Raw genomic sequence first — 22957 nt, 5'->3', positions numbered from 1 at the left:
GTTACAGCTCTGCTACTTTATTGACTATGAATGAAAGACAATTCCAACTTGATGATTTAACACTGCATGCACTGGAATCGGGTGTCGGGCAGGATAAAGTTATTGTTGCGCTGCATGGCTGGTTAGACAATGCTGCCACGTATCATGAAATGCGCCAGCACTTCAGTGACTATCATTTTATAGCGTTAGATTTTGTGGGGCATGGCTTTAGCGATCACCGCCCTGCATCAATGCCTTATTATATCTGGGATAATGTCAGTGACCTTTTGCGGGTGTTGGATCAGCTTGGTCTTGAAAAAGTAACGCTGCTTGGTCACTCCATGGGCGCCAGCATTGCCACTTTATTTGCCGGTGCTTTTCCTGATAGGGTTGATAAGCTTTTTCTGATCGAGGGGTTGGCGCCGATGGTATATGCAGAGGAAGCATTACCGGCCTTGATGGCGGATGCTATTGTTAAGCGCCGTCGGATGAAATCTAAAAAGCTCAGACCTTACCCTGACAAAGAAACGGCTATTAATGTGCGTATGCAGGGGCGCTGGCCTGTTAGTCGGCAGGCGGCTGAATGGCTTATTGAGAGAGGTTTAAAGCAGACGTTGGAGGGATATGTCTGGCGAAGTGACCCGGGATTGATGTTGCCTTCCCTTTTGCGAATGAGTGAAGCACAGGTGAGCGCGTTTTTGCAGTCAGTGACAGCGCCGGTAATCCTTTATCTGGGCGATGCTGGAATACATGACGAATCCTGGCAGCCGCGTATCGCTCAGCTAGCCGATGTTAAAGTTGTTTTGTTGCCGGGGAATCATCACCTGCATTTGGAATCAAAGGCTGCTAAAAGTATTGCTGAAGATATCAAAAACGTTATTCAGTGAATGTTTTTTAGAAATCATGTTCTAACGGTTAAATATTAAGGGTTGTTTGCTCATGTGGTTCACAAGATTTGTTTCGGTACTATTGCTAATGTGTTCTTCTATAGTCATCGCCGAAGATGATATTTCCGGGGCTTCTGACGATAGTTTGATTGAGCGGTTTCGCGGATCATGGATCGTTAATTATCAGCCTCCCTTGTTAACGGATTATTCCCTGGCCCTTGGCGGCGTTGAGAAGGTTAACGGTGTTGAAAGACTTGAGCGTGAAGAACGCATTAGTGGCTACCTTAAGCGTATCAGTTATCGTGTTCCTGACGGCAATACGACGCGTACTGTGTTTAATGAATTCAAAGAACAGCTGGACAAGCTGAATGCAGAGTTGCTTTTTACCTGTCATGGGCGTGGATGCGGTAGTAGTAATTATTGGGCAAATGATATTTTCGGATTTTCTAAACTCTATGGTGTTGAGCAGTCACAGTATGTTATGGCAGCCCGGTTGCCTGGTGTCACGGCCGTTATTTATGTGACTGAGCGGGGTAATCGCAGAGTTTATGCGCATATTGATTTCATTGAAACCGACGCGGCAGCACGTATGGTCGCGACGATAAAGGGCAAAGGTTATGTTGAATTGTCAACGAATGCGCTGCCTGATATGGACCTGCTGAAAAAGCTGGTTGATCAGTTGAAAAAGGACAACGTTGATATCGCTCTGGTTGTGCATCACCAAGGAGAAACGTTAGCGACTGCCAATGAGATTGGGATATCCAAAGCGGACGAGATACGGCGGTTGCTTTCAATGCGTCAAATATCTGGGGTAGAGGTGTTCTCTGTGGGGGCGCTAGTGCCCTCGGTACTTAATCAGAATCAATTGACAGTGATGCTGGTTTCCGGCGCGTCATCATTGTGACCAGTGTTTCCTTAGTGCTCGGCAGTGGTGGTGCGCGTGGCTACGCTCACATCGGTGTTATTGAAGAGTTAAAGGCGAGAGGCTATCAGATTAACTGTATAGCAGGGAGTTCGATGGGGGCTTTGGTCGGTGGTTTGTACGCCGCGGATGCGCTGGATACTTATAAGGAATGGGTTCTTGGTCTAACCCGGTTGCAGATTTTGCGTTTGCTGGACCTGACTTTTGGTATGGGAACTATTCGTGGCGACCGGTTATTTCAAAAAATAAAGGAGATGACCGGTGATCCGACGATTGAATCTTTGCCGATTCCCTTTACGGCTGTCGCGACAGATATAGTTCATCAAAAAGAGGTGTGGTTTCAGCGAGGTTCGTTACAATCGGCGATTCGGGCTTCGGTGGCCGTACCGGGTGTTTTTACCCCCGTGGTTGATGCGCATAGGGTCTTAGTGGATGGAGGTGTGCTCAACCCTCTACCGATCACGCCAACAGTTGCCGCGCATTCTGATCTGATTATTGCGGTGGATTTGAACAGTAGCCCTGTGATGCCTGAGATTAACCTGCCTCAGGTTGATCAGACGTTGGTGGCGAGTTCGACTGACAATGGAAGTGTTGCCGCATTACTGCACGGTGAAGGTAGCAGCGAAAATAAGCTGAAGCTAGACAGCAATCTGGATGTAATGATGAGCGCGCTCGAGGTGATGCAGGGGGCGTTGACTCAATATAAAATAGCGGGTTATCGGCCGGACCTTTTGATAAATATACCGACTGAGACTTGTCGCTTTCATGATTTTCATCGAGCGAGGGATGTTATTGCTGTCGGTCGTAAAGTGGCTGCTGAGGGCCTGGATATATTGGAACGGCGACTTTCATAATACTATTTTTAGTATATGGCGTTAATAACAGCAGAAGTAGATCAGACTTGCTTAGGCGTAAGTCTGATCAATCAGTAATGATGATATAGAAATGCTGAATATAGAAAGGCAGAGCTTAATTCATCTTAACTTAGCTGAGATTAACTTAACTGGGCTTAGCTGAGCTTAACAGAGTAATGAAAGAAACTCGGCACGTGTTTCAGGTTTTGATCTGAAAGTACCCAGCATCATCGATGTTTTCATTGAGCCGTTTTGCTTCTCAACACCGCGCATCATCATGCACATATGCTTGGCTTCAATAACTACGCCAACGCCTTTTGCGCCTGTCATGGACATAATCGCTTCTGCAATTTCTTTTGTCATATTTTCCTGAATTTGCAGACGGCGGGCATACATATCTACGATACGAGCGATCTTGGACAGGCCAATGACCTTACCATCAGGGATATATGCAACGTGAGCTTTTCCGATGAAAGGTAGTAAGTGGTGTTCACACAGTGAGTATAGCTCGATATCTTTAACCAGCACCATTTCGCTGTTATCAGACGGGAAGAGAGCATTATTAACGACTTCTTCCAGGTTTTGGTGGTATCCGCGGGTCAGATATGCCATTGCTTTAGCAGCGCGGGCAGGTGTGTCGAGCAGACCTTCACGATTCAGGTCTTCGCCTACCTGTTCGATAATGGTAGCGTATGCTTTTTCCATCATTGGTGAAAATCCCCAGTAATATGAATTAAAAAGCATGCTAACTTACGCGAACAATCTACTTACGTAAAGTGGCAAGAGCTAATTTATTGTTTGATTTGTTTTATCAGTATGTAGAGTGCGCCAGAACCACCATCTTTGGGCTGAGCAGAGCAAAAGGCCAGTACTTGGGGGAGTTGTCGAAGCCAGTCATTGACATAGGATTTAAGCACGGGTTGCTGGCCTGACTGACTAAACGCTTTGCCGTGGATGACCATCACAGAGCGCATGCCCTGACGTTGAGCATCGCGAATAAACAAGCTCAGCTCGTCGCGTGCGGTATCTACGGTCATTCCATGCAAGTCAATACCTGCTTCCCAGGGGATATGGCCTTTACGGAGGCGTTTCAGCATGCTGACTTGTATGCCGGGAGCCGCGAAGATTAGTTCTTCATCGGACTCAACAATCTCTACCATTTCACTGGATAAACCATCAATGACCTGGTCTATATCTGCTTCAGCCATGGAACGGAGGTAGGCGCGTTGTTTGTCTTTACGAATCGGGCCATTCGTCCGCAACACGGTTTTACCCTGCTTAATAGGTGAAACATCAGCCATCATCTCAGTAAAAGATAACTCTGCTTGAGTCTTACCGGAGTTTATTTTGTCAGACATAGCACCGCGCACATGAATTCATTAAACTGTCAGATCGAAACCTAATCAGATGCGGGTATTATCCCGATAGTTATGCTGATTGATCAAGTGCGGATGACAACTGAATTTAAAACATTTGATTCGGGCGTTATAATAAGCCAGCAGAATTAATAAGAGAGAACATGAGCTAATGTCGGGCAATAGTTATGGGAAGTTGTTTACAGTAACGTCATTCGGTGAGAGTCATGGGCCAGCATTAGGGTGTATTATTGATGGTTGCCCTCCTGGGATAGAGATATCAGAAACTGACCTGCAGCATGATCTGGATCGTCGTAAGCCGGGTACATCGCGTCATACGACTCAGCGTCGTGAGGCCGATGAGGTGAAAATCCTCTCAGGTGTTTTTGAAGGTAAAACGACCGGAACCTCTATCGGTCTATTGATTGAAAATACCGATCAACGTTCTAAAGATTACACTAATATTGCTGAAACATTTCGTCCAGCTCATGCTGACTACGTTTATACGCACAAATATGGTTTTCGTGATTATCGTGGTGGTGGTCGTTCATCGGCGCGTGAAACTGCGATGCGTGTGGCCGCAGGGGGAATTGCTAAAAAATATCTGGCAAGTAAAGGGATAGAGATTCGCGGTTATTTATCACAGTTAGGCCCGATTGTTGTTGATCCGAAAAAATTTGATTGGCATCAGGTGGAGCAAAACGCGTTTTTCTCACCGGATGCTGATGCTGCCGCGCAGATGGAGGTCTATATGGATGACCTTCGTAAAGAGGGCAACTCTGTAGGTGCTAAAATATCTGTGGTGGCCTCCGGGGTACCGGTAGGACTGGGCGAGCCGATCTTTGATCGCTTAGATGCCGAATTAGCACATGCCTTAATGAGCATCAATGCGGTTAAGGGCATTGAAATTGGTGATGGATTTGCTGTAGTTGCGCAAAAAGGTACTGAGCATCGTGATGAGATGACACCAGAAGGCTTCCTTTCCAATCATGCCGGCGGTATTTTGGGGGGCATTTCAACCGGCCAGGATATTATTGCGCATATCGCGTTGAAGCCAACGTCTAGTTTGAGGTTGCCGGGCCGCAGCATCAATATTAATGGTGAGCCTATTGAAGTGGTGACCAAGGGGCGTCACGACCCTTGCGTTGGCATTCGTGCTACACCTATTGCTGAGGCAATGATGGCTATCGTGTTGATGGATCACTTTTTGCGTCATCGTGCTCAGAATGCCGATGTTAAGTGCAGTACCCCGGTTATTAAGGGATAAAGCCTCTTATCAGGAGAAGCTTCTTATTCTGCGGTGATGCCTCTTGATCTGGGTGAGGCCTCTTAATTTGGGGTGATGCCTTTTGACTTGGGTGAAGCCTCTTTATCTGGGTGAAGCCTCTTAATCGGCGGTGAAGCCTCTTATTCAGGGGTTAAATAATTTTATTTTGAGTGCTCAGTCTCGGCTGGGCATTTGTTTTTAAGCTTAACTCAATAATTTGCTGTTCCGGATGGAATGCAGGTTGATGACATATTATGCAGTAAAAGGCGGATTTAAACTGATGACTACTACCTTTCTTGAAACACTTTATGATGGCTACGGACAGTCTTACGCAATCGAAGAAGTCTTGTTCGAACAGCAGACGGATTCCTGGCATCTGATTATTTTCCGCAATAAAGAGTTCGGTACAGTCATGGCGCTGGACGGTATTATTCAGACAACAGAGCGTGATGAGTTTATTTATCATGAAATGCTGACGCATGTGCCTTTGTTCGCACATGGCGCTGCAAAGCGGGTGTTAATTATCGGTGGTGGGGATGGCGGTATTCTGCGTGAAGTTCTGAAGCATCCCGAAGTTGAACATGCGACACAGGTGGAAATTGATCAGTCTGTTATTGATATGTGTAAAACCTATCTGCCAAAGCATTCTAATGGCGCTTATGATGATCCGCGTGCCAATATAGTGATTGCAGATGGTATCGAGTTTGTTTGTGAAACCAATGAAAAGTTTGATGTTATTATTTCTGACTGCACAGACCCTGTAGGCCCTGGCGAGGTGCTTTTTAGTAGCCGTTTTTATGAAGGTTGCAAACGTTGCCTGAATACAGGAGGTGTCTTTGTAGCACAAAATGGCGTGGTCTTCATGCAGGTAGGCGAAGTGCAAACAACGCGCCGACGTCTAAGCCCTTATTTTGCTGATCAGACTTTCTATTGTGCTGCTGTACCTACCTACATAGGGGGCAACATGACACTGGCATGGGCTGCAGATGATGCGGCTCTGCGTCAGGTTGATCTTGACACATTAAAGCAGCGCTTTGTTCAGTCAGGTATTAAGAGTCGTTATTATAATCCTGAAATGCATGTGGCTGCTTTTGCTTTACCACAGTATGTGGTCGAAGCATTAGACGAGGTGTAGCAGTCAGCAGATTTTCACAAAAAACGCATCCAAGTGATGCGTTTTTTTATGGGTGAAGAGTGGCTGATGGGTGATTCAGATCAGCTAATGGCTTCTTAAACGGGTTCATTCAGCGTTTATTCTCCCGTCCCCATGGGGAAGGTGTTGTGTTTTTTCTGTTAGTCAGGTTTAGTTTGAACTAATACAGCTAAAGTGAATATTTAAATGCAAAAGAATGCATCCAGGCAAGCATCTTTATCCTTCATTGATAGAGCGGTCGCCTATAGTTTGTCGGGAAGTTTGCCGGTACTGATTATCCTGTTGTCCTTATTCATGGGGGGCTTGGCATTAAATTTCACCGCCCGTGAAGAAGAGCCACAGATTGTAGTGCCGATGGTCGATATTAGCGTGCAAGCGCCGGCAATGTCCGCTCAGCAGGTAGAGCATCAGGTCACTTTTCCGCTCGAAAAATTACTCGCGCAAATACCCGGCGTTGAGCATGTTTATTCGCGCTCTATGAGTGGCCAGGCGCTAGTGACCCTGCGTTTTTATGTGGGGGAAGATAGAGAAGACGCCATTTTCAATACCTATAACAAACTTTATTCCAATCAAGATAACATTCCGGCGGGCGTTAGTGCCTGGCAAGTGAACCCCATTGAAGTCGATGACGTCCCTATTTTAATGCTCGGTTTGTGGACGGATTTAAGCGAGCCTTTGGTCAGCGATTATCAATTAAAGCGGGTGGCCGACGAGTTTGCCAATTACCTGCAATCCATCACCAATACAAGCGAAGTCAAGGTGGTGGGAGGTAGAGCCCGCAATATTCGCATCTTGCTGCAACCGGAAAGCCTGGCTGCCCGCCAAAGTACGGCAATGGATGTATTGCAGGCCTTGCAGCTTTCTAATGTCTTGAAGCGAGCGGGTTATTGGACCTTGGCGCAATCCTCGGTGCAATTAGAGTCAGGTGATGTGCTGCGTGATTTAAAGAGTTTACAACAACTGGTTGTTAATGTTGTCGATGGTGTGCCGGTATTCTTACAAGATGTCGCCAGTATTGAGGATGGCCCTGAAGAAGCCAATAGTTATACCTGGATTGATTTTGCCGCTGCTAAGCCGGGTGAGCCGCAGTCGGCTGGCGGCAGTTACCCCATGGTCGCCCTGAGTATTGCGAAAAAACCGGGGAGCAATGCGGTGACCGTTGCGCAAGAAGTGCATGCCTTAATTGACGATCTGAAAGTTCAGCTATTACCCGGCAATGTTTATATTGAAACCTTACGGGATTATGGTCAAACCGCCAATGAAAAAGTGACCAACTTAACCAATAGTTTGTTATTTGCGGTATTTACTGTCGTGGTTTTTATTGCCATCTTCTTGGGGTGGCGGCCTGCGGTGGTGGTCGGTATTGCGGTGCCGATAAGTTATGGCGTGACTCTGGCCCTGGATATGGTATTTGGCTATACCATTAATCGCGTCACCCTGTTTGCAATGATTTTGTCCCTTGGATTATTAGTCGATGACCCCATTACGGGTGTCGATAATATTCAGCGCTTTTTAAAAAAGCACTGTGCTGATCCTGCTCAAGATAAGCTAGCCAGAATTCAGGAGGCCATTGCCGAGATTAAAATACCGCTGATTATGTCGACCATTACCATTATTCTGGCATTTATCCCCTTGGCATTTATTACCGGCATGATGGGGCCTTATATGGCACCAATGGCCTTTAATGTACCTATTAGCGTTATCGTTAGTACCTTGGTGGCCTTTTTGGTAACGCCGTGGCTCGCCAAAAAAATTCTGCGAGTAGCTTCTTCATCAGATGATGACTCATCCGTTAATGAGCTTGACCCGGAGAGGGAAACTGGCTTGTATCGTTTTTACCAGAAACTGTTGATGCCGTTTTTTATCAGTCGTCGGAAGTCTAAAATATTTCTTTGGGCGGTGCTGCTACTTTTTATCGCCGCGGCTATGTTGCCAATGATGCGCTGGGTTCCCCTGAAGCTGCTCCCTTTTGATAATAAAAATGAAGTGCAGGTGATCATTGATATGCCCGAATCTTCAACCCTTGAGCAGACGGCTACTGTCGCCAAACGAATATCTCAGGAATTGCTAAGATTTAACGAAGTTGAAGCCGTCGCGAGTTTTGTTGGTGTACCTTCACCTATTGATTTTAACGGCATGGTTCGTCACTACTATCAGCGTCAGGCACCTTTTCTAGCGGATCTTAGGCTGACCTTAATAGATAAAACACTCCGGGAGCACCAGTCCCATGCCGTGGTTTTACGAATGCGTGAGCATTTAGCGGTGTTTGCCGAGCAGCAATTAAAGCAACCGGGCTTGCGTTTGAAAGTGGTTGAAGTGCCTCCGGGTCCGCCGGTGTTGAGTACCCTGGTGGTTGAAGTTAGCGGTTCAGCATTGACCTCTTATGAAGACCTTCAGGTCGCCGCTAAATTAGTAGAGGCCCGTTTGCAGCGAGAGCCCTTTGTGGTTGAGGTCGATACCAGTATTGAAGATGCGCAGACACGTTTACGTTTTGAGACTGATAAAACGCTGGCCGCGCTTTCAGGCATTTCGACCCAGGATGTTAACCAAACCTTGATGTTGGTAACCCAGGGTATTGCGGCAGGGTATTTTCAGACAGATAGAGAGACCGTGCCCTTGCCCATTATTTTGCAACTCCCGTTAGCGGAAAGAAGTGCGCTGCAAGATCTTGAGCGTTTGCAGGTTAAAGGGCGTGCCGGCGTGGTCAAAGCAAGCAGTCAGAACGGTTTGGATAGCGTGCCGCAACCATTAGTGTCTTTAGGGGAGTTGGGTGAATTTATTACGTTGCAAGAAGATACATCTATTCAGCATAAGAACTTACAACGAGTGGTTTATGTCATGGCCGAGTTATCTGGCCGCACCCCCGCTGAAGTCATTGCGGATGTAAGTGCCGATCTGAATACTGCGTCAAAAACAAGTAATGCCACTGAAGTTACAGCATGGCAAGAGCGAAACTTCATTGAAGTATTTCTTGGAAACGCGCCAGGAGATAGCTGGCATTTACCGGAAAATGCTCAGTTGAATTGGGGGGGCGAGGGTGAATGGTTAATCACGATTGATGTATTCAGAGATATGGGGTTGGCCTTTTTGTTTGCCTTGGTGGGTATCTTTTTTGTGCTCAAGTTTCAAACAGACTCGACTCGTTTAGCTTTAATTATCATCTCAGCCATTCCGTTAACGGTGATTGGCATAATGCCGGGTTTTGCGATTTTGAATCTTTTTGGTGAGCGTGTGGTGGCGGGGGCGCCCGATCCTGTTCTATTTACGGCTACCGCCATGATAGGGATGATCGCTTTAGCCGGTATTGTTGTCAGAAATTCGCTTATTCTGGTTGAATTTATTACCCAGGCAAGAAAGCAGGGCGCGCCAATAAAAGATGCCTTGGTGATGGCAGGAGCCGTTAGGATGAGGCCGGTACTGTTAACTGCGGGCACCACGATATTAGGTAATTTGGTTATTATTCTGGACCCGGTTTTTAGTGGTTTGGCCTTGGCCATAATTTTTGGGATTATCGCTTCAACCTTATTTACTTTGGTGTTGGTGCCCATTGTTTATTTTTTAGTTTTTGATTCGCCCCAAAGTGAGCTTATCGGGAGGGAAGATCAACATGCAACACGCTAAGTTGTTACTAATGAAATACCTTGTGCCTTTATTCACGGTGCTTATCCTGGGCCTGGTGATTGCATGGCTGGCAGGTAGTTTTGATAAAAAAGAGGCCCCGGGTTTAAGGGAGAAAAGTCTGGCCCCGCTGGATCCTGATGGTTTATTTGAGGTGAAAACTACGCAAGTTGAAGTCTTAGAGCCTGTTCCGGCCACGATTGCTGCCAAACAAACAGCGCTCATTTCAGCGCGTATTCTGGCGCGTATCGAAGATATAAAAGTAAGTGCCGGTGATTATGTGAAAAAGGGCCAGGAATTAGTGGTCATGGAAAGAGCCGATCTGCAGTCACGAGTGTCGCAAGCGCAAGCACAAATTGGCTCGATTGAAGCGCGTTTAAAAGAGGCAAAACAAGTGCTGGGCCGTTCACAAGAATTAAATAAGCGTGGCTTACTTGCCTTGGCGCCTCTAGAGGCCAATCAGGCAAACTACGCCAGTTTACAAGCCCAAAGGAAAAGCGCACTACAAAACTTAGTTGAGGCTGAGACGGCTTTAGGGTATGCCACGGTATTGGCGCCTTTTGATGGTTTGATTGTCGATAGGTTGGCCGATCCCGGCAGTACTGCACAGCCGGGTTTGCCGCTATTATCTTTGTATAACCCTGCTTCGGTAAGAGTCGAGGCGAATGTCAGAGAGGGGCGAGCCATTCAGCTGCAACTGGGACAAACCTTAAAAATGGAGATTCCATCTAAAGCGCTTTCCCTGACTGCCGTTATTGAAGAATTAGTGCCAGCCGGCAATGTCGCTTCGCGGACTTTCTTAGTAAAAAGCCAGATCAGTGATATTGAAGGCTTATTGCCTGGGTTGTACGCACGTTTATTGGTTCCCGCTGGAACTGCACAACAAATTTTAGTGCCGCAAGCGTTTGTCGCTGAAGTCGGGCAGTTAGATATTGTTTGGGTAGTAAATGCCTTGCCCGAAGGCGCGCGCATTGAAAAGCGTTTTGTGAAAACGGGCTTGGTTTATCAGCAAGGTATGGTTGAAGTTGTATCAGGCCTTAAGGGTGGGGAGACCTTGCTTCAAAAACGCTGAATGAGGGATGAGATCGAAAACCCAGCGAGGCAGATGCCGGTCAGGGTGTTGCCGTCTATTGGTGGGTTGGACTTCAGCCCGATCCACAGAGATAGATTGTATGGCTGCGTTTTGTATGACGGTATACAAGCATTATAGATTTTCAGGTATTTAAAACTCATAAAAAAACCGCGAAACAAGGTCGCGGTTTTTTTGTTTGTGCCTTCTACTTAATTGCTCGAATCAGCGTTGTTGCTCTTAGCAGACTCTTCCTGGCGACGGCGTATTTCACGCGGATCATTAGGCGCTCTGCTGGTGCGACGAACCCTGCGACGTGCTGGAACAGGCTGTTCAGCAGGCGTTTCAGCTGGCGAGGTTTTTGCTTCACTTGCTTCGGCTGCTTCAACTGCATCAGTTGCTTGAGTTTCGGTTGAGACTACTGCTGTCGGCGCTTCTTTGGGAGCGGCTGCAGGGGTGGCCCCAGCATTTGTTGCTTCAACTGCTGCATCCACTACTGCATCTGTGGTTTCAGCTGCCGCATTCACTACTGTATCTGTGGTTTTGGCTGCCGCATCCACTACTGTATCTGTGGTTTTAGCTGCAGCATCAACTACTGTATCTGTGGTTTTGGCTGCCGCATCCATTACTGCATCTGTGGTTTCAGCTGCTGCATCCATTACTGCATCTGTGGTTTTGGCTGCCGCATCCACTACTGCATCTGTGGTTTCAACTGCTGCATCCACTACTGCATCTGTGGTTTCAGCTGCCGCATCCACTACTGTATCTGTGGTTTCAGCTGCCACATCCACTACAGCATCTGTGGCTTCAGCTGCTGTATCCGCTACTGCATTTATGGTTTCAGCTGCCGTATCCGCTACTGCATCCGTTGATTCAACTGCTGCATCTGATGCTGCTTCTGTTGCAACGGCTTGTGTTGCTTTAGCTGCTATTTCAGAAGTTGCTTCCGTCGCTGTCGTATCGCTGGCAGGTTTAGCGGCGTCCGTTACTTCAGCTTTCGGCTTAGTAGTTGCTGCTTTAGCGCTTTCTGCTGCGTCTACTGCATCGGCAGCAATGGCCGCTGCGGCTGTAGCTACTGGTGCAACTGCCTGGTCGGGCTGTAAAGCTTCCGAGTCGGCAACTAAGGTGCGTTCTGCAGAGCGTTCGCTGTTTCTGCGACGGCGTCCACGATTACGGCTGCGTGGTTCGCTCGCCGGTTCGTTGGCGTTATCTGCTTCCTTGGTCGTTTTGCTTGCATCCGTCTTTTCGACTTTGTCATCGTTGTTTTTGCGTGTGCGACGACGGCGACGAGGCTTGCCGTTTTTATCATCGTCTGATGACTGGGCAGAGGCTGAGTTACTAGATGAGCCAGCACCTACAGCGCCCACTGCCTGAGGAGCTTGCTCCGCAGTTACCGTAATAATTTCATCTTGCTGCTTTGAGGAGCGTTGGCGGTCTGATGAATCTCGTCCGTTTCTGCGTGGTTTACGGTTGCGTTGGTTGCTATCTCTGTCTCTGCTGTTGCTTTTCTTGCTGAAGTTTTCTTTTGCAGCTGGTTGTTGTACTGCAGGTTTTTCTTTTTTCTCTACTTCAGTTGCAAACAATGACTTAAGCACGGCAATGATGCGGCTTGCGAAGCTTTCTGGCTGACTTGTAGCTTGTTGTGCTGCCGGGTTAGTGGCGGCTTGACTGCGAGGCGTTGCTGCTTCTGTAGCCGTATTGGATGCGTTTGTTGTGTTCGCGGGTGCCTGTGATGGCGGTGTGACGCTGCGAACAGCAGCAGTCTCACGCTTCACTGGCGGGGTGCGTGCAATATCTTCAGCTTCTGTTTCTGGTTCCGGTTGAAGCGTATAGCTAGCATCGTTAATCGTTGTGATGGTGTGGTCATCACGCAGGCGTACCACCTCATAGTGAGGCGTTTCCATGTTTGGGTTAGGAACGATAACGACACGAACATCGTGACGTAGCTCAATGTCGTGGACGATGCGGCGTTTTTCGTTGAGCAGATAGGTCGCTACAGTGACCGGCAATATAGCCCGGATTTGTGCTGTACGATCTTTAGAGGACTCTTCTTCGATCAGGCGCATAATGGAGAGTGCGAGTGATTCAGTATCGCGTATAGAGCCTTGTCCGTTACAGCGAGGGCAAACAACACCACGGCTTTCCGTCAGTGAAGGGCGTAAACGCTGACGAGACATTTCTAACAAACCAAAGCGGGAAATACGGCCCATCTGAACGCGAGCGCGATCCAGTTTCAAGGCATTCAGAAGCTTATCTTCAACCGCCCGCTGGTTTTTGATCGGCGTCATATCGATGAAATCGATAACGACAAGGCCGCCAATATCACGCAAACGTAATTGTCGGGATACTTCTTCCGCTGCTTCCAGATTGGTCTGCAATGCGGTTTCTTCAATGTCTCCGCCGCGTGTTGCGCGAGCCGAGTTTACATCAATTGATACCAGTGCTTCGGTCGGATCTATAACAATCGAACCACCTGATGGCAGCTGAACTTCGCGTTCGAATGCTGTTTCAATCTGGCTTTCAATCTGGAACCGATTAAACAGAGGCGTCTGTTCTTTATAAAGTTTTAGCTTTGCTTCGTAAGAAGGCATAACCTGTCGAACGAACACCAGCGCATTCTGGTAAACCTCGTCGTCGTCGATCAGTACTTCGCCAATATCAGCACGCAGGTAATCACGAATAGCACGAATAACAACGTTGCTTTCCTGATATATAAGGAAAGGGGAGGGTTTGTCACTGGATTCTTTTATCGCATCCCATAGGGTCTTGAGGTAATCAAGATCCCATTGTAGCTCTTGTGACGAACGGCCAACACCTGCAGTTCGTACGATAATGCCCATCTTGTCCGGAATATTAACCCCATCCAGTGCCGCTTTTAGTTGGGTGCGCTCATCACCTTCAATACGACGTGAAATACCGCCCGCACGAGGGTTGTTCGGCATTAATACCAGATAACGGCCGGCGAGGCTGATGAAAGTAGTGAGTGCAGCGCCCTTGTTGCCACGCTCTTCTTTATCAACCTGTACGATGACTTCGGTGCCTTCTTTCAGAACATCCCGAATGCTTGGACGATTGCCGCGTTGCGGTTGTTTGGAGAAATACTCGCGGGAGATCTCTTTTAATGGCAGAAAGCCATGTCTGTCTGAACCGTAATCAACAAAAGCAGCTTCAAGGCTTGGTTCTACGCGGGTTATTTTACCTTTGTAAATATTAGCTTTTTTCTGTTCTCTGCTTTCTGATTCTATATCGAGGTCGTAAAGGCGTTGGCCATCTACTAGTGCGACACGCAGCTCTTCAGGTTGAGTTGCGTTGATCAACATTCTTTTCATTTTAGATTAATTCTCTATTACAGAGAGTGCGCTCCAACCTGTTCGATCCGTCTGGTGAAAACGTTACACGATTCAATCATTCGATGCCGTCCAGTATTGAGGATGCCAGTATCTATAGATGATAGTACTGCGCAAATGCATCTGCGGTGGAGGAAAAAACAGCCGATGTTTTTCTTCTAAGTGTTTGTGTCTGCGAAATAACGTCGCAGGTTCCAGGCTGTTAATGCGTCTCCACCTCCAATCAAATCCAACAGGGGATATTCAGGGGGGTAATGCACTCTCTTAAAAACTTTATTAAATACACATACTGCCGCGCTGTCGGGTGACCAGTGAAAGATACTAGCTAGATTTAGCTGCTCTAGGCTTAGATCCTACTGATACTAACTAAACTGTAAGTACTAAAACGAAGTACTCAATCGAATAGTGATACTAGAGTTGACATGAGTGAAAAAATATCTTCACAGTAGCCCATTATCTATTTTTTTAACAATAGCTAAAGCCAACAGCGTTCGGCGACGCTACAATATAGCAGCTAACCCATACAGCATCAATCGAGAACACAATTCCCTCAATGTCAGATAATAAGCCGTCGGCCATCAATAGCGTTCGTTATATCGAAATAGAAGAAGATCAGTCGGGGCAGCGTATTGATAATTTCTTACGTACTGCTTTGAAAGGCGTCCCTAAAAGCATGATCTATCGCATTATCAGAAAAGGCGAAGTGAGAGTTAATAAGAAGCGTATAAAGCCTGATGGTCGGATTCATGGCGGAGATGTTGTGCGTATTCCGCCTATTCGCGTGCCAGAGCCAACCGATGTACCTATGGTGGGTAAAGCGCTGCTTGAATTGCTTGAGCAATCTATTCTTTATGAATCAAAAGCATTGATCGTTATTAATAAACCCTCTGGGCTGGCTGTACATGGTGGAAGTGGCATCAATCTTGGGTTGATAGAAGCGATGCGTCAATTAAGACCGGATGAACGTTTTCTTGAGTTAGTTCACCGCCTTGACCGTGACACCTCCGGTTGTATTATGATTGCCAAAAAACGCAGCATGTTACGTCATCTGCACGAAGCGCTGCGTCAAAGCCGCGTTAATAAAGTTTATCACGCCTTGGTTGTCGGGCGCTGGGAATCTAAAGATAGCTCAGTCGATGCACCGCTGCGTAAGAACGAGCTTCAATCAGGTGAAAGGATTGTTAGGGTTCAGCCGGATGGAAAAGCCTCGCTAACTCGGTTTAAAGTGCTCAGGCGCTTCGGCACACAGGCGACATTGGTTGAGGCTAAGCCTGTTACCGGACGAACGCACCAGATTCGTGTCCATACTCAATTCGCCGGACACCCGATTATCGGCGATGACAAATATGGCGTGGAATCGATAAACCGGGACATGAAGAAACAAGGAATCAAACGTTTGTTTTTACACTCGGCAATGTTAGAAGTAACTCTGCTGGAAAACGAAGTGTTACGGGTCAGTGCGCCACTGGAGCAAACGTTAAGCAGTGCGCTGGAACGATTGGCAGACCAACAGAATAAAGCATACCAGGAAGAGTCTGAATGATAAAAGAGCAAATTTATCGTTGTGCAGATCGTATTTTGACAAGCGGAGTTCAGCCAACTCCGGAAAATATTAGCATCGATTGTCAGATGAGTATTGAGGAGGTGCTGCCTCATTGGCAAAGCTGGAAACGTGATTTGTCTGCGCGTATCAGTTTTGGTCAAAAGGACGTCTATGTTCCTGATGCACCCGATTCAATGAGTATAGCGTTTGGTCGGATTTGGCAGCAGGCTGTTGAGGAGGCTAGCTCACGTTTGGTTAGTGATCAAAGACATCTGGGCACTAATGTCGAAGAAGCCGGGCGTGTTACTGAAGATACGATTAAAGAGATGCAATATCGTCAGCAGGATCTTGAAAATCGTTTGCGTGAGCAAAATCAGAAAGTAGGTGAGCTGGGCGGGCATAATAAAGCGCTTGAAGCTGAACTGTCAGTCTTAAAGAGCGGCTTCGCGTCAGAAACAACCCAACGTAAGCAGGAAGAGCAAATACGTTCTAATGTTGAGCATGAGTTAGCACACTTACGCAAAACCTATGAAGACTCAAAACGTACTTTTGATCAGCGTATCAAAGATGAGCAACGTCATATGCTTGAGGCCGTTAGCAAAGCGGATGTTGATGCTCGCTATTATAAAAATGCGTTGGAAAAATTACGTGACGAAGTGGGCAAAAAAGAATCAGTACTCACCAAGTCGATTCATGACCTTAAAGCTGAGTTAGCGAAAAAAGATGTCAAGATTGAAACGCAGCGAACCCAGTTGCGTAGCCAGGATGCGGAGTTGAAGCTGCTTAAGCAGGACAACGCCTTGCAGAGTCGGGAGTTAGCTCGTTATACCTCGTCGCTTTTGGCTGAAACCAATAAAACGAAACGTCTTGAAGATAAGGCACGTGATTTGGATGGTGAGATACGGCGTCTGAATCAGAAGCAGCATAATTCCACGGTCGACTGGAGTCGTCGTGAAAATAGTTTACGCAAAATATTAAAAGACAAGGAAGACGAATTGGTTAGAACGCTGGCCCGTTTGACCAGCCTTGAAAAGCGTATTATTACTCAGGATGAAGAGCTGCGCAGGTTGAATTCGCGACTGTAATGTCTCTGATAGAGCAATTGGCTGTTTTGTTATTCTTTACAGTTATAATGCAAAGTAGTAATAATAGTATGGATTGAATGGATAAGACTAATCTGGGCGGAAGGCTGACATGAAACTGCAACAATTGCGTTATATTTGGGAGGTCTCACGTCACGATTTAAATGTATCGGCGACTGCTCAGAGTCTGTATACATCTCAGCCTGGCATTAGTAAGCAAATTCGTTTGCTGGAAGATGAGTTAGGTGTTGAGGTCTTCGCGCGAAGTGGTAAGCATTTAACGCGAGTAACCCCCGCGGGTGAAGCCATTCTTGAAGTCGCGGGTCAGATCCTGCAAAAAGTAGAAAGCATTAAGCAGGTTGCCCAAGAGTTCAGTGATGAAAAGAAAGGTAGCTTGGCGGTAGCAACAACACATACTCAGGCCCGTTACGCACTTCCGAAAACGATTACCGAGTTTATTAAATCTTATCCGGATGTTTCTTTGCATATGCATCAGGGTACCCCTATGCAGATCTCTGAAATGGCGGCCGATGGTACGGTCGATTTTGCTATCGCTACCGAAGCTATGACGCATTTTTCTGATCTGATTATGATGCCTTGTTATCGCTGGAATCGTTCTGTCATTGTTCCTAAGGATCATCCGCTGACACAAGTATCTAAGCTTACGCTGAAGGATATTGCGGATTATCCGATTGTCACCTATGTATTTGGCTTTACTGGACGTTCTAAGCTTGATGATGCCTTTGCGAAAGAAGGGTTAGAACCTAAGGTGGTTTTTACCGCTGTAGACTCGGATGTTATCAAGGCATATGTACGTCTTAACCTGGGGGTTGGTATCGTTGCGACCATGGCTTATGAACCTGAGGTTGATAAAGATCTGGTGGTGTTGGACGCCAGTCATCTATTTGAGCCCAGTACGACCAAGATCGGATTCCGGAAAGGAACCTTTTTGCGTGGTTATATGTATGATTTTATACATCTTTTTGCACCGCATCTGACGAAAGATGTTATTAAGCAGGTGCTTGAGTGCGCTAGCCGTGCTGAAATTGATGAAATATTTGCTCATCAGGAACTACCTGATCTTTAACCTGATCCCTAAATAGGCGTCTCTGTTATGTCGACCAGAACCTGCCTGCTAAGCAGTACTGGCAGAGGTTAGATTGGCGCCGTTTTTTAATTGAATTTACTTTGGAGGAGTTGCTTGTGGAACTGGCTTGTCTTGACTTGGAAGGTGTTTTAATCCCAGAAATCTGGATTGCATTTGCTGAAGAAACCGGCATAGAAGAGTTAAAGGCAACAACTCGTGATATTCCGGACTATGATGTATTGATGAAGCAGCGCTTACGCATACTTGATGAGCATGGTCTGACATTACCGCAGATCCAGAATACTATCAGTCGGTTGGCTCCCCTTGAGGGTGCCCGTGAGTTCATCGACTGGCTGCGCGAGCGTTTTCAGGTAGTGATTCTTTCAGATACCTTCTACGATTTCGCTGCGCCGCTGATGAAACAACTAGGTTATCCCGCACTCTTATGTCACAAGCTTGAGGTGGATGAGAGTGGCCGTATTACTGACTATACTTTGCGTCAGAAAGATCCTAAGCGTCAGTCGGTAAGGGCGTTTCAATTGCTTAATTACCGCGTGATTGCAGCGGGAGATTCCTATAATGATACAACGATGCTAACACAGGCGGAGTCGGGCATTTTGTTCCATGCGCCTCAGAATGTCATTGATGAATTTCCGCAATTTCCTGCCGTTCAAACCTTTGCTGAGCTGAAAAAAGAGTTTTTAAAAGCCAGTCAGCGTAACCTGTCACTGTAACGCTTGGCGTTATCATTGAGGTTTCGTTGAACTGGAACCTCAATGCTTGTATGGGCTCTTTTTTAGGGCTGTGTTCTGAAGTCTAAAAGTCATGTGTTTACTTATCTTAACTGATGAGCCTTCCTGTAATTTCCGTCATAATCAAATATTCTTGTTTGTATACGCCAAAACTTACCTTTTTTGCGGGCGATGACGAAGTCAGGTGATGTTAATTTGTTCTCTGCCTGCAGCACCTCATCTAAGCTGTCAAAAGTGACCGGGCGAGAGCTATTAAGAAAGCGCCGGCCAAAAATCTGGTTAAAAATATATTTTTGTGCGGCGCTATTAAAGTTGAAACTTTCTTTGAGCGTTTCGCCTTGCTCATCATGATATATCACCGTTATTTTGCTGCCGCTAGATTCAAGGCTTATGCCTGCGCAACGTAAAATAAACGCATCATTGAGTTGAAGCGCTTTTTTTAACTGATCATCAGGGTCGGTTAGTGCTTCTTTGCATTGATGGCATTGTCTTGCCGCAATATCATTTTCAGCACCGCAAAAAGAGCAGCTTTTAAAACGGAAACGATAGTCGCAACGTACAATTTTCCCGTTGGCTGCTTTTTCTGCCTGCTGGCAGCGACGTCCAAAATGCTCAATTACCTGGCCATCGTTATCTGTTTTCCCCCAAAAAATGTTGGCGAAATTACATACAGGGCAGAATACCTGTACCGGTTCTGATTCAGCATCAGGTTTTGCTGCACCAATTTCGGGATGATGTAAGTTAAAGTTGTTGCCTGCATAATCAATAATCAGACAATCAGTTTTCCCTGGGCTGAGGCGCAAGCCGCGACCAATAATCTGTTGATACAGGCTGACAGACTGGGTAGGGCGCAGTAGCGCAATAAAGTCAACATGGGGTGCGTCAAAGCCCGTCGTCAAAACAGAAACATTGACTAAGTATTTGAGTTGCTTCTGTTTGAAGGCATGAATAGTTTGGTCACGTGTCAGTTGAGTGGTCTCGCCGGTGATCAGTGCCGTTTCTTCTGCAGGCAGATAACCGGCAATTTCATGCGCATGCTGAACCGTGGCGGCGAAAATCATGACGCCTTGCCGGTCGGTGGCCAGCTTCTCAACTTGCTGGACAATGGCTTGGGTTACGCGTTTGCAGCGGGTAAGTAGCTCGTTAACAGGTTTTTCCGGTAGGCGGCCGAAGGCGTCAGGAGTAATCGCTGAAAAGTCATATTGGCTGACAGCCGCGTCAATTATGTGTGGTGGTGTGAGATAGTTGTGGTTGATCATGTAACGCAAAGGCAGTTCATAGATGCAACGCATGAATGGCCTGGGTGTGTCGCTGCGAACAAAGCCGCGATAGTGATATTGGTAAATCCAGCCAAGCCCCATTCGGTAGGGTGTGGCTGTCAGGCCAAGTACTTTAAGGTTCGGGTTGAGTTTTTTCAGATGCTCGATAGTTTTGAGATATTGACTATCCTCATCATCACTTAAGCGATGACACTCATCTATGACCAACAGTGTATAGGGAGAATCGAGTGCTTGTAGATTACGAGAAATTGATTGAATACTGGCAAAAGTTACGGCGTGATGGGTCTCTTTCTGGTTAAGACCGGCAGAGTAAATACCTGCGGAGATGCCCGAAGCGATAAATTTTTGGTGGTTTTGCTCAACCAGTTCTTTTACATGAGCGAGTATCAATACTTTACCGCGTGCGTATTTAGCGAGTGCAGCAATGACCAGGCTTTTGCCTGCCCCGGTAGGGAGAACAATGACCGCTGAATCGTTGCTGTGTCGAAAGTGACGGATGGTAAGATCGACAGCGTCTTGTTGGTATGCTCTGAGCGTATAAGGTTCCATGTGTAAAGCATACGACTAATGAAGGGCGAGTAAAAGATTCGATACCTGGCGCTGTGTTATTGTTTATTATGTTTATATCTGATTTTGAGACATTATGAGCTTTTGATAAATCGATTAAATTTGTGCAATGCGGCATAATGCAGTTATTGTTAAGGTTTATTGGCTTAAGGTATTAGCCATTATTGATGGAATACTCAGACTTTTTTTTGAAAACCAAGGAGTTGAAGATGAAAATTAATAACGTATTGATGGCTACTGTATTAGCCTCCGCTGTTATTTTAACCGGTTGCGATAGTGACGAAGCTAAAAAAGTAGCTGAAGAAACTAAAGCGACAGCAACGGAAACAGTTAAAGAAGCGTCTGACGCCACTAAGTCTGCAATGGACGCTGTTAAAGAGAACGCAGTTGAAGCTGTTGACAGTGCTAAAGAAGCCACGGCTGAAGCAGTAGAGGACGCTAAAGAAGCTTCAGCAGAGGCTGTTGATGCTGTGAAAGAAGCGACTGCTAACACTGTAGATGCAGTTAAAAGTGCTGCAAGCAGTGCTGTAGATTCTACAAAGAATGCTGTATCAGACGTCGTCGGTGGTTCTGCAGATGCTGTTGAAGAAACAGCTGAAGAAGCAAAATCTGCAATGGAAGAGGCTGAAGCCGAACTGAAGGCTGAAGGCTAAATAATCGCATTTCCCCTGTCCGGGCTTTAAGCCCGGACAGGTGTTTAGTTTTGCATATTAGCTATTTTGTAAACTATGGCTATGCTCAGTTGATATGGATGTTAGTTGGGGATGTAATGTCAGTAGAGCTGAAAGCATTAGTGTTAGAACACTCAGGTTTTGATGCGGCGATTTCCGGTGGGAATGGCCGGACCATAGAGACGGCTATCATTATTCACCAGGATGGCATTCGTGATAAACGAACCGTTCAGATAGCTATACTTTGGGCGTTGGGGCGCAACAAACAATTGAGCTGGGATATTCTTGGTGCTTCTGTAGATGAGAGTAGCGGTCGATTTTACGAATCGGTGTTGTTAGGTATTCGTCTGACGGATATAAGTGGCCAGGTGAAGCAGGGCCAGCAAACCATCTATTTTGATACTACTGAGTATATGAGAAACAAATAATTGAAATGTTTTTCATTAGCTAATCACAACTTCTACAATCTCTATTGCCCTGTTTTCCAGATTGCTCTGAACATTTTTTCCCATTAAGGCAAAATCAGAACCTAGAATCATGCCGGGTGTCACTACCGGAGCATGCAGCGTTTGCTGCTTGCTGGTTTGACGCGCCCGCCAGGATAAAGCTTCAGCTGACCAGTCTTGCATGGATTGAATTTTCATCGAGACGGAGCTTATTAGTGCGCGGATCTCTGCTGAGGATATAAGGTGGGATAGGTCAGATGTGCTTGCCCAAGGGACGGGGAATAGCATTTCATCTGAATTTTTTCCTGTTAATACTTCATGGAGGATCAGATGTCCGTCAGGGCTCAGAATGCGTTTACATTCATTGAGTACAGCGCGCTTATCAGGCATATTCAGCAGGCTGTGCTGCATTATAATCAGATCAAATGATTGATCGGGGAAAGGCAGTTGTTGGCCATTTCCGGTGACAACCATGCTGGGGCAGTTCGTTTTGCTTAGTTTATTAAGCTGTTGGTTAATACAGCTAAGTTCATGTGTGATATCCAGACTTACATAAATTGCCTGATGCTGTTGGCTGCACACGCGTAACAATCCGCCCAGACCGCTGCCAATATCCAGTACTTTGCTGGCTTTGAACTCACTTAGGCGTTTAGCCAGTTTTTCTGAGGCTTTAATGCCGCCGATATGTAACTGATCAATAGGCGCAAGCTGATAGACGTTGGGGCCGTCGGGGTACGCTTCGTTAAGCCGTTTTAAAATTTCATCCAGTTGTAAGCTTTGGCTGTAATGTTTATCAACGCTGGGCATAATTGATGTCCGTAAGGGAATCTATGTATGCCTAATGGTAGCGTAAAAAGTCTATTACAACCAGATTCGATAAAGTGTAAAAAAGTATAAAAAATGTCATGACTCTGTCGTGAGCCAGTGTTTACATGTGTTTACTTGTAACTGAGTGCTGAACATACTGAAAGGCTGATATTCAGCAATAAAAAAATTGCGTCATTAAATCACCTGGTGTTAGTTTTTTAACCTCGTTTGTTTAAATCAAAATTTAATAAAATGTATGGTATTTCAATGA

The 22957-nt window shown here is 46.3% G+C and carries 18 protein-coding genes; 13 read left to right on the top strand and 5 right to left on the bottom strand.

Features of this window, described 5'->3' with window-relative positions; translation table 11 throughout:
* Positions 1-26 precede the first annotated feature (26 nt).
* The 3 genes from BM099_RS13605 to BM099_RS13595 all read left to right on the top strand — a co-directional run bounded on the left by BM099_RS13605 (position 27) and on the right by BM099_RS13595 (position 2642).
* Entirely contained in the window at positions 27-866 is an 840-nt protein-coding gene (locus BM099_RS13605) for an alpha/beta fold hydrolase (RefSeq protein ID WP_090728670.1), read from the top strand.
* Between the two features lie 88 nt (positions 867-954).
* On the top strand, positions 955-1770 hold the full coding sequence (locus BM099_RS13600; RefSeq protein WP_177201182.1) for a DUF4892 domain-containing protein: 816 nt from the start codon (positions 955-957) through the stop codon (positions 1768-1770).
* Entirely contained in the window at positions 1767-2642 is an 876-nt protein-coding gene (locus BM099_RS13595; RefSeq protein ID WP_332311460.1) for a patatin-like phospholipase family protein, read from the top strand. The genes BM099_RS13600 and BM099_RS13595 overlap by 4 nt, the downstream gene beginning before the upstream one ends.
* 165 nt (positions 2643-2807) lie before the next feature.
* Here the strand turns inward: BM099_RS13595 and folE are convergent, their stop codons facing one another.
* Together folE and BM099_RS13585 are read right to left on the bottom strand one after the other, a co-directional pair.
* The gene (gene folE / locus BM099_RS13590) at positions 2808-3347 is read right to left on the bottom strand and encodes a GTP cyclohydrolase I FolE (protein ID WP_090728711.1); all 540 of its coding nucleotides are present in this window, start codon (positions 3345-3347) and stop codon (positions 2808-2810) included.
* Between the two features lie 86 nt (positions 3348-3433).
* Positions 3434-4000 (bottom strand): Smr/MutS family protein, encoded by a 567-nt coding sequence (locus BM099_RS13585; RefSeq protein WP_232349118.1) that lies wholly within the window; start codon positions 3998-4000, stop codon positions 3434-3436.
* A gap of 169 nt (positions 4001-4169) precedes the next feature.
* Here BM099_RS13585 and aroC point away from each other — a divergent pair, with 169 nt between their 5' ends.
* The 4 genes from aroC to BM099_RS13565 all read left to right on the top strand — a co-directional run bounded on the left by aroC (position 4170) and on the right by BM099_RS13565 (position 11107).
* Positions 4170-5264, top strand: a complete 1095-nt coding sequence (gene aroC / locus BM099_RS13580) for a chorismate synthase (RefSeq protein ID WP_090728667.1) — start codon at positions 4170-4172, stop codon at positions 5262-5264.
* A gap of 280 nt (positions 5265-5544) precedes the next feature.
* Positions 5545-6399 carry a polyamine aminopropyltransferase gene (gene speE / locus BM099_RS13575; RefSeq protein ID WP_090728709.1) on the top strand — a complete coding sequence of 285 codons (855 nt, stop codon included), beginning with the start codon at positions 5545-5547 and terminating at the stop codon, positions 6397-6399.
* Positions 6400-6603: 204 nt separating this feature from the next.
* Positions 6604-10038, top strand: a complete 3435-nt coding sequence (locus tag BM099_RS13570; RefSeq protein ID WP_090728666.1) for an efflux RND transporter permease subunit — start codon at positions 6604-6606, stop codon at positions 10036-10038.
* Positions 10025-11107 carry an efflux RND transporter periplasmic adaptor subunit gene (locus BM099_RS13565; RefSeq protein ID WP_090728665.1) on the top strand — a complete coding sequence of 361 codons (1083 nt, stop codon included), beginning with the start codon at positions 10025-10027 and terminating at the stop codon, positions 11105-11107. Before BM099_RS13570 ends, BM099_RS13565 begins: the two co-directional genes overlap by 14 nt.
* A 209-nt stretch (positions 11108-11316) precedes the next feature.
* Here the strand turns inward: BM099_RS13565 and rne are convergent, their stop codons facing one another.
* A complete protein-coding gene (rne, locus tag BM099_RS13560; protein WP_090728664.1) occupies positions 11317-14433 on the bottom strand; it encodes a ribonuclease E in 3117 nt (1038 codons plus the stop codon).
* A 571-nt stretch (positions 14434-15004) separates the two neighbouring features.
* On the opposite strand from rne, the gene rluC reads away from it, so the two are divergent.
* The 4 genes from rluC (at position 15005) to thrH (ending at position 18897) form a co-directional block, all read left to right on the top strand.
* Positions 15005-15994, top strand: a complete 990-nt coding sequence (rluC, locus tag BM099_RS13555) for a 23S rRNA pseudouridine(955/2504/2580) synthase RluC (RefSeq protein WP_090728663.1) — start codon at positions 15005-15007, stop codon at positions 15992-15994.
* Complete coding sequence (locus BM099_RS13550) at positions 15991-17079, top strand: DNA-binding protein (RefSeq protein WP_090728662.1); 1089 nt, start codon at positions 15991-15993, stop codon at positions 17077-17079. Before rluC ends, BM099_RS13550 begins: the two co-directional genes overlap by 4 nt.
* A 109-nt stretch (positions 17080-17188) precedes the next feature.
* A complete protein-coding gene (gene cysB / locus BM099_RS13545) occupies positions 17189-18163 on the top strand; it encodes an HTH-type transcriptional regulator CysB (RefSeq protein WP_090728661.1) in 975 nt (324 codons plus the stop codon).
* A 116-nt stretch (positions 18164-18279) separates the two neighbouring features.
* Positions 18280-18897, top strand: a complete 618-nt coding sequence (gene thrH / locus BM099_RS13540; RefSeq protein ID WP_090728660.1) for a bifunctional phosphoserine phosphatase/homoserine phosphotransferase ThrH — start codon at positions 18280-18282, stop codon at positions 18895-18897.
* 101 nt (positions 18898-18998) lie between these two features.
* Here thrH and radD read toward each other — a convergent pair whose 3' ends face one another.
* Positions 18999-20744, bottom strand: a complete 1746-nt coding sequence (gene radD, locus BM099_RS13535; protein ID WP_090728659.1) for a DNA repair helicase RadD — start codon at positions 20742-20744, stop codon at positions 18999-19001.
* 227 nt (positions 20745-20971) lie between these two features.
* Here radD and BM099_RS13530 point away from each other — a divergent pair, with 227 nt between their 5' ends.
* Both BM099_RS13530 and BM099_RS13525 read left to right on the top strand, forming a co-directional pair.
* On the top strand, positions 20972-21415 hold the full coding sequence (locus tag BM099_RS13530; RefSeq protein WP_090728658.1) for a hypothetical protein: 444 nt from the start codon (positions 20972-20974) through the stop codon (positions 21413-21415).
* A 116-nt stretch (positions 21416-21531) separates the two neighbouring features.
* A complete protein-coding gene (locus tag BM099_RS13525; protein WP_143083779.1) occupies positions 21532-21861 on the top strand; it encodes a hypothetical protein in 330 nt (109 codons plus the stop codon).
* Between the two features lie 15 nt (positions 21862-21876).
* On the opposite strand, the gene BM099_RS13520 is transcribed toward BM099_RS13525, so the two are convergent.
* The gene (locus BM099_RS13520; protein WP_232349117.1) at positions 21877-22686 is read right to left on the bottom strand and encodes a class I SAM-dependent methyltransferase; all 810 of its coding nucleotides are present in this window, start codon (positions 22684-22686) and stop codon (positions 21877-21879) included.
* Between the last annotated feature and the right edge of the window lie 271 nt (positions 22687-22957).

The organism is Neptunomonas qingdaonensis, assembly GCF_900113275.1.
Lineage (GTDB): Bacteria > Pseudomonadota > Gammaproteobacteria > Pseudomonadales > Balneatricaceae > Neptunomonas > Neptunomonas qingdaonensis.
Note: the sequence above shows the minus strand (reverse complement) of the source record. Positions and strands in the feature narration are given on the sequence as shown.

Excerpts from the sequence above, each read along its gene's own strand:
- aroC (WP_090728667.1), top strand. The coding sequence starts at position 4,170 with ATGTCGGGCAATAGTTATGGGAAGTTGTTTACAGTAACGTCATTCGGT.
- BM099_RS13600 (WP_177201182.1), top strand. The coding sequence starts at position 955 with ATGTGTTCTTCTATAGTCATCGCCGAAGATGATATTTCCGGGGCTTCT.
- BM099_RS13565 (WP_090728665.1), top strand. The coding sequence starts at position 10,025 with ATGCAACACGCTAAGTTGTTACTAATGAAATACCTTGTGCCTTTATTC.
- folE (WP_090728711.1), bottom strand. The coding sequence starts at position 3,347 with ATGGAAAAAGCATACGCTACCATTATCGAACAGGTAGGCGAAGACCTG.
- BM099_RS13525 (WP_143083779.1), top strand. The coding sequence starts at position 21,532 with ATGTCAGTAGAGCTGAAAGCATTAGTGTTAGAACACTCAGGTTTTGAT.
- BM099_RS13605 (WP_090728670.1), top strand. The coding sequence starts at position 27 with ATGAATGAAAGACAATTCCAACTTGATGATTTAACACTGCATGCACTG.
- rne (WP_090728664.1), bottom strand. The coding sequence starts at position 14,433 with ATGAAAAGAATGTTGATCAACGCAACTCAACCTGAAGAGCTGCGTGTC.
- speE (WP_090728709.1), top strand. The coding sequence starts at position 5,545 with ATGACTACTACCTTTCTTGAAACACTTTATGATGGCTACGGACAGTCT.
- BM099_RS13520 (WP_232349117.1), bottom strand. The coding sequence starts at position 22,686 with ATGCCCAGCGTTGATAAACATTACAGCCAAAGCTTACAACTGGATGAA.
- BM099_RS13570 (WP_090728666.1), top strand. The coding sequence starts at position 6,604 with ATGCAAAAGAATGCATCCAGGCAAGCATCTTTATCCTTCATTGATAGA.
- radD (WP_090728659.1), bottom strand. The coding sequence starts at position 20,744 with ATGGAACCTTATACGCTCAGAGCATACCAACAAGACGCTGTCGATCTT.
- rluC (WP_090728663.1), top strand. The coding sequence starts at position 15,005 with ATGTCAGATAATAAGCCGTCGGCCATCAATAGCGTTCGTTATATCGAA.
- cysB (WP_090728661.1), top strand. The coding sequence starts at position 17,189 with ATGAAACTGCAACAATTGCGTTATATTTGGGAGGTCTCACGTCACGAT.
- BM099_RS13585 (WP_232349118.1), bottom strand. The coding sequence starts at position 4,000 with ATGTCTGACAAAATAAACTCCGGTAAGACTCAAGCAGAGTTATCTTTT.
- BM099_RS13530 (WP_090728658.1), top strand. The coding sequence starts at position 20,972 with ATGAAAATTAATAACGTATTGATGGCTACTGTATTAGCCTCCGCTGTT.
- BM099_RS13550 (WP_090728662.1), top strand. The coding sequence starts at position 15,991 with ATGATAAAAGAGCAAATTTATCGTTGTGCAGATCGTATTTTGACAAGC.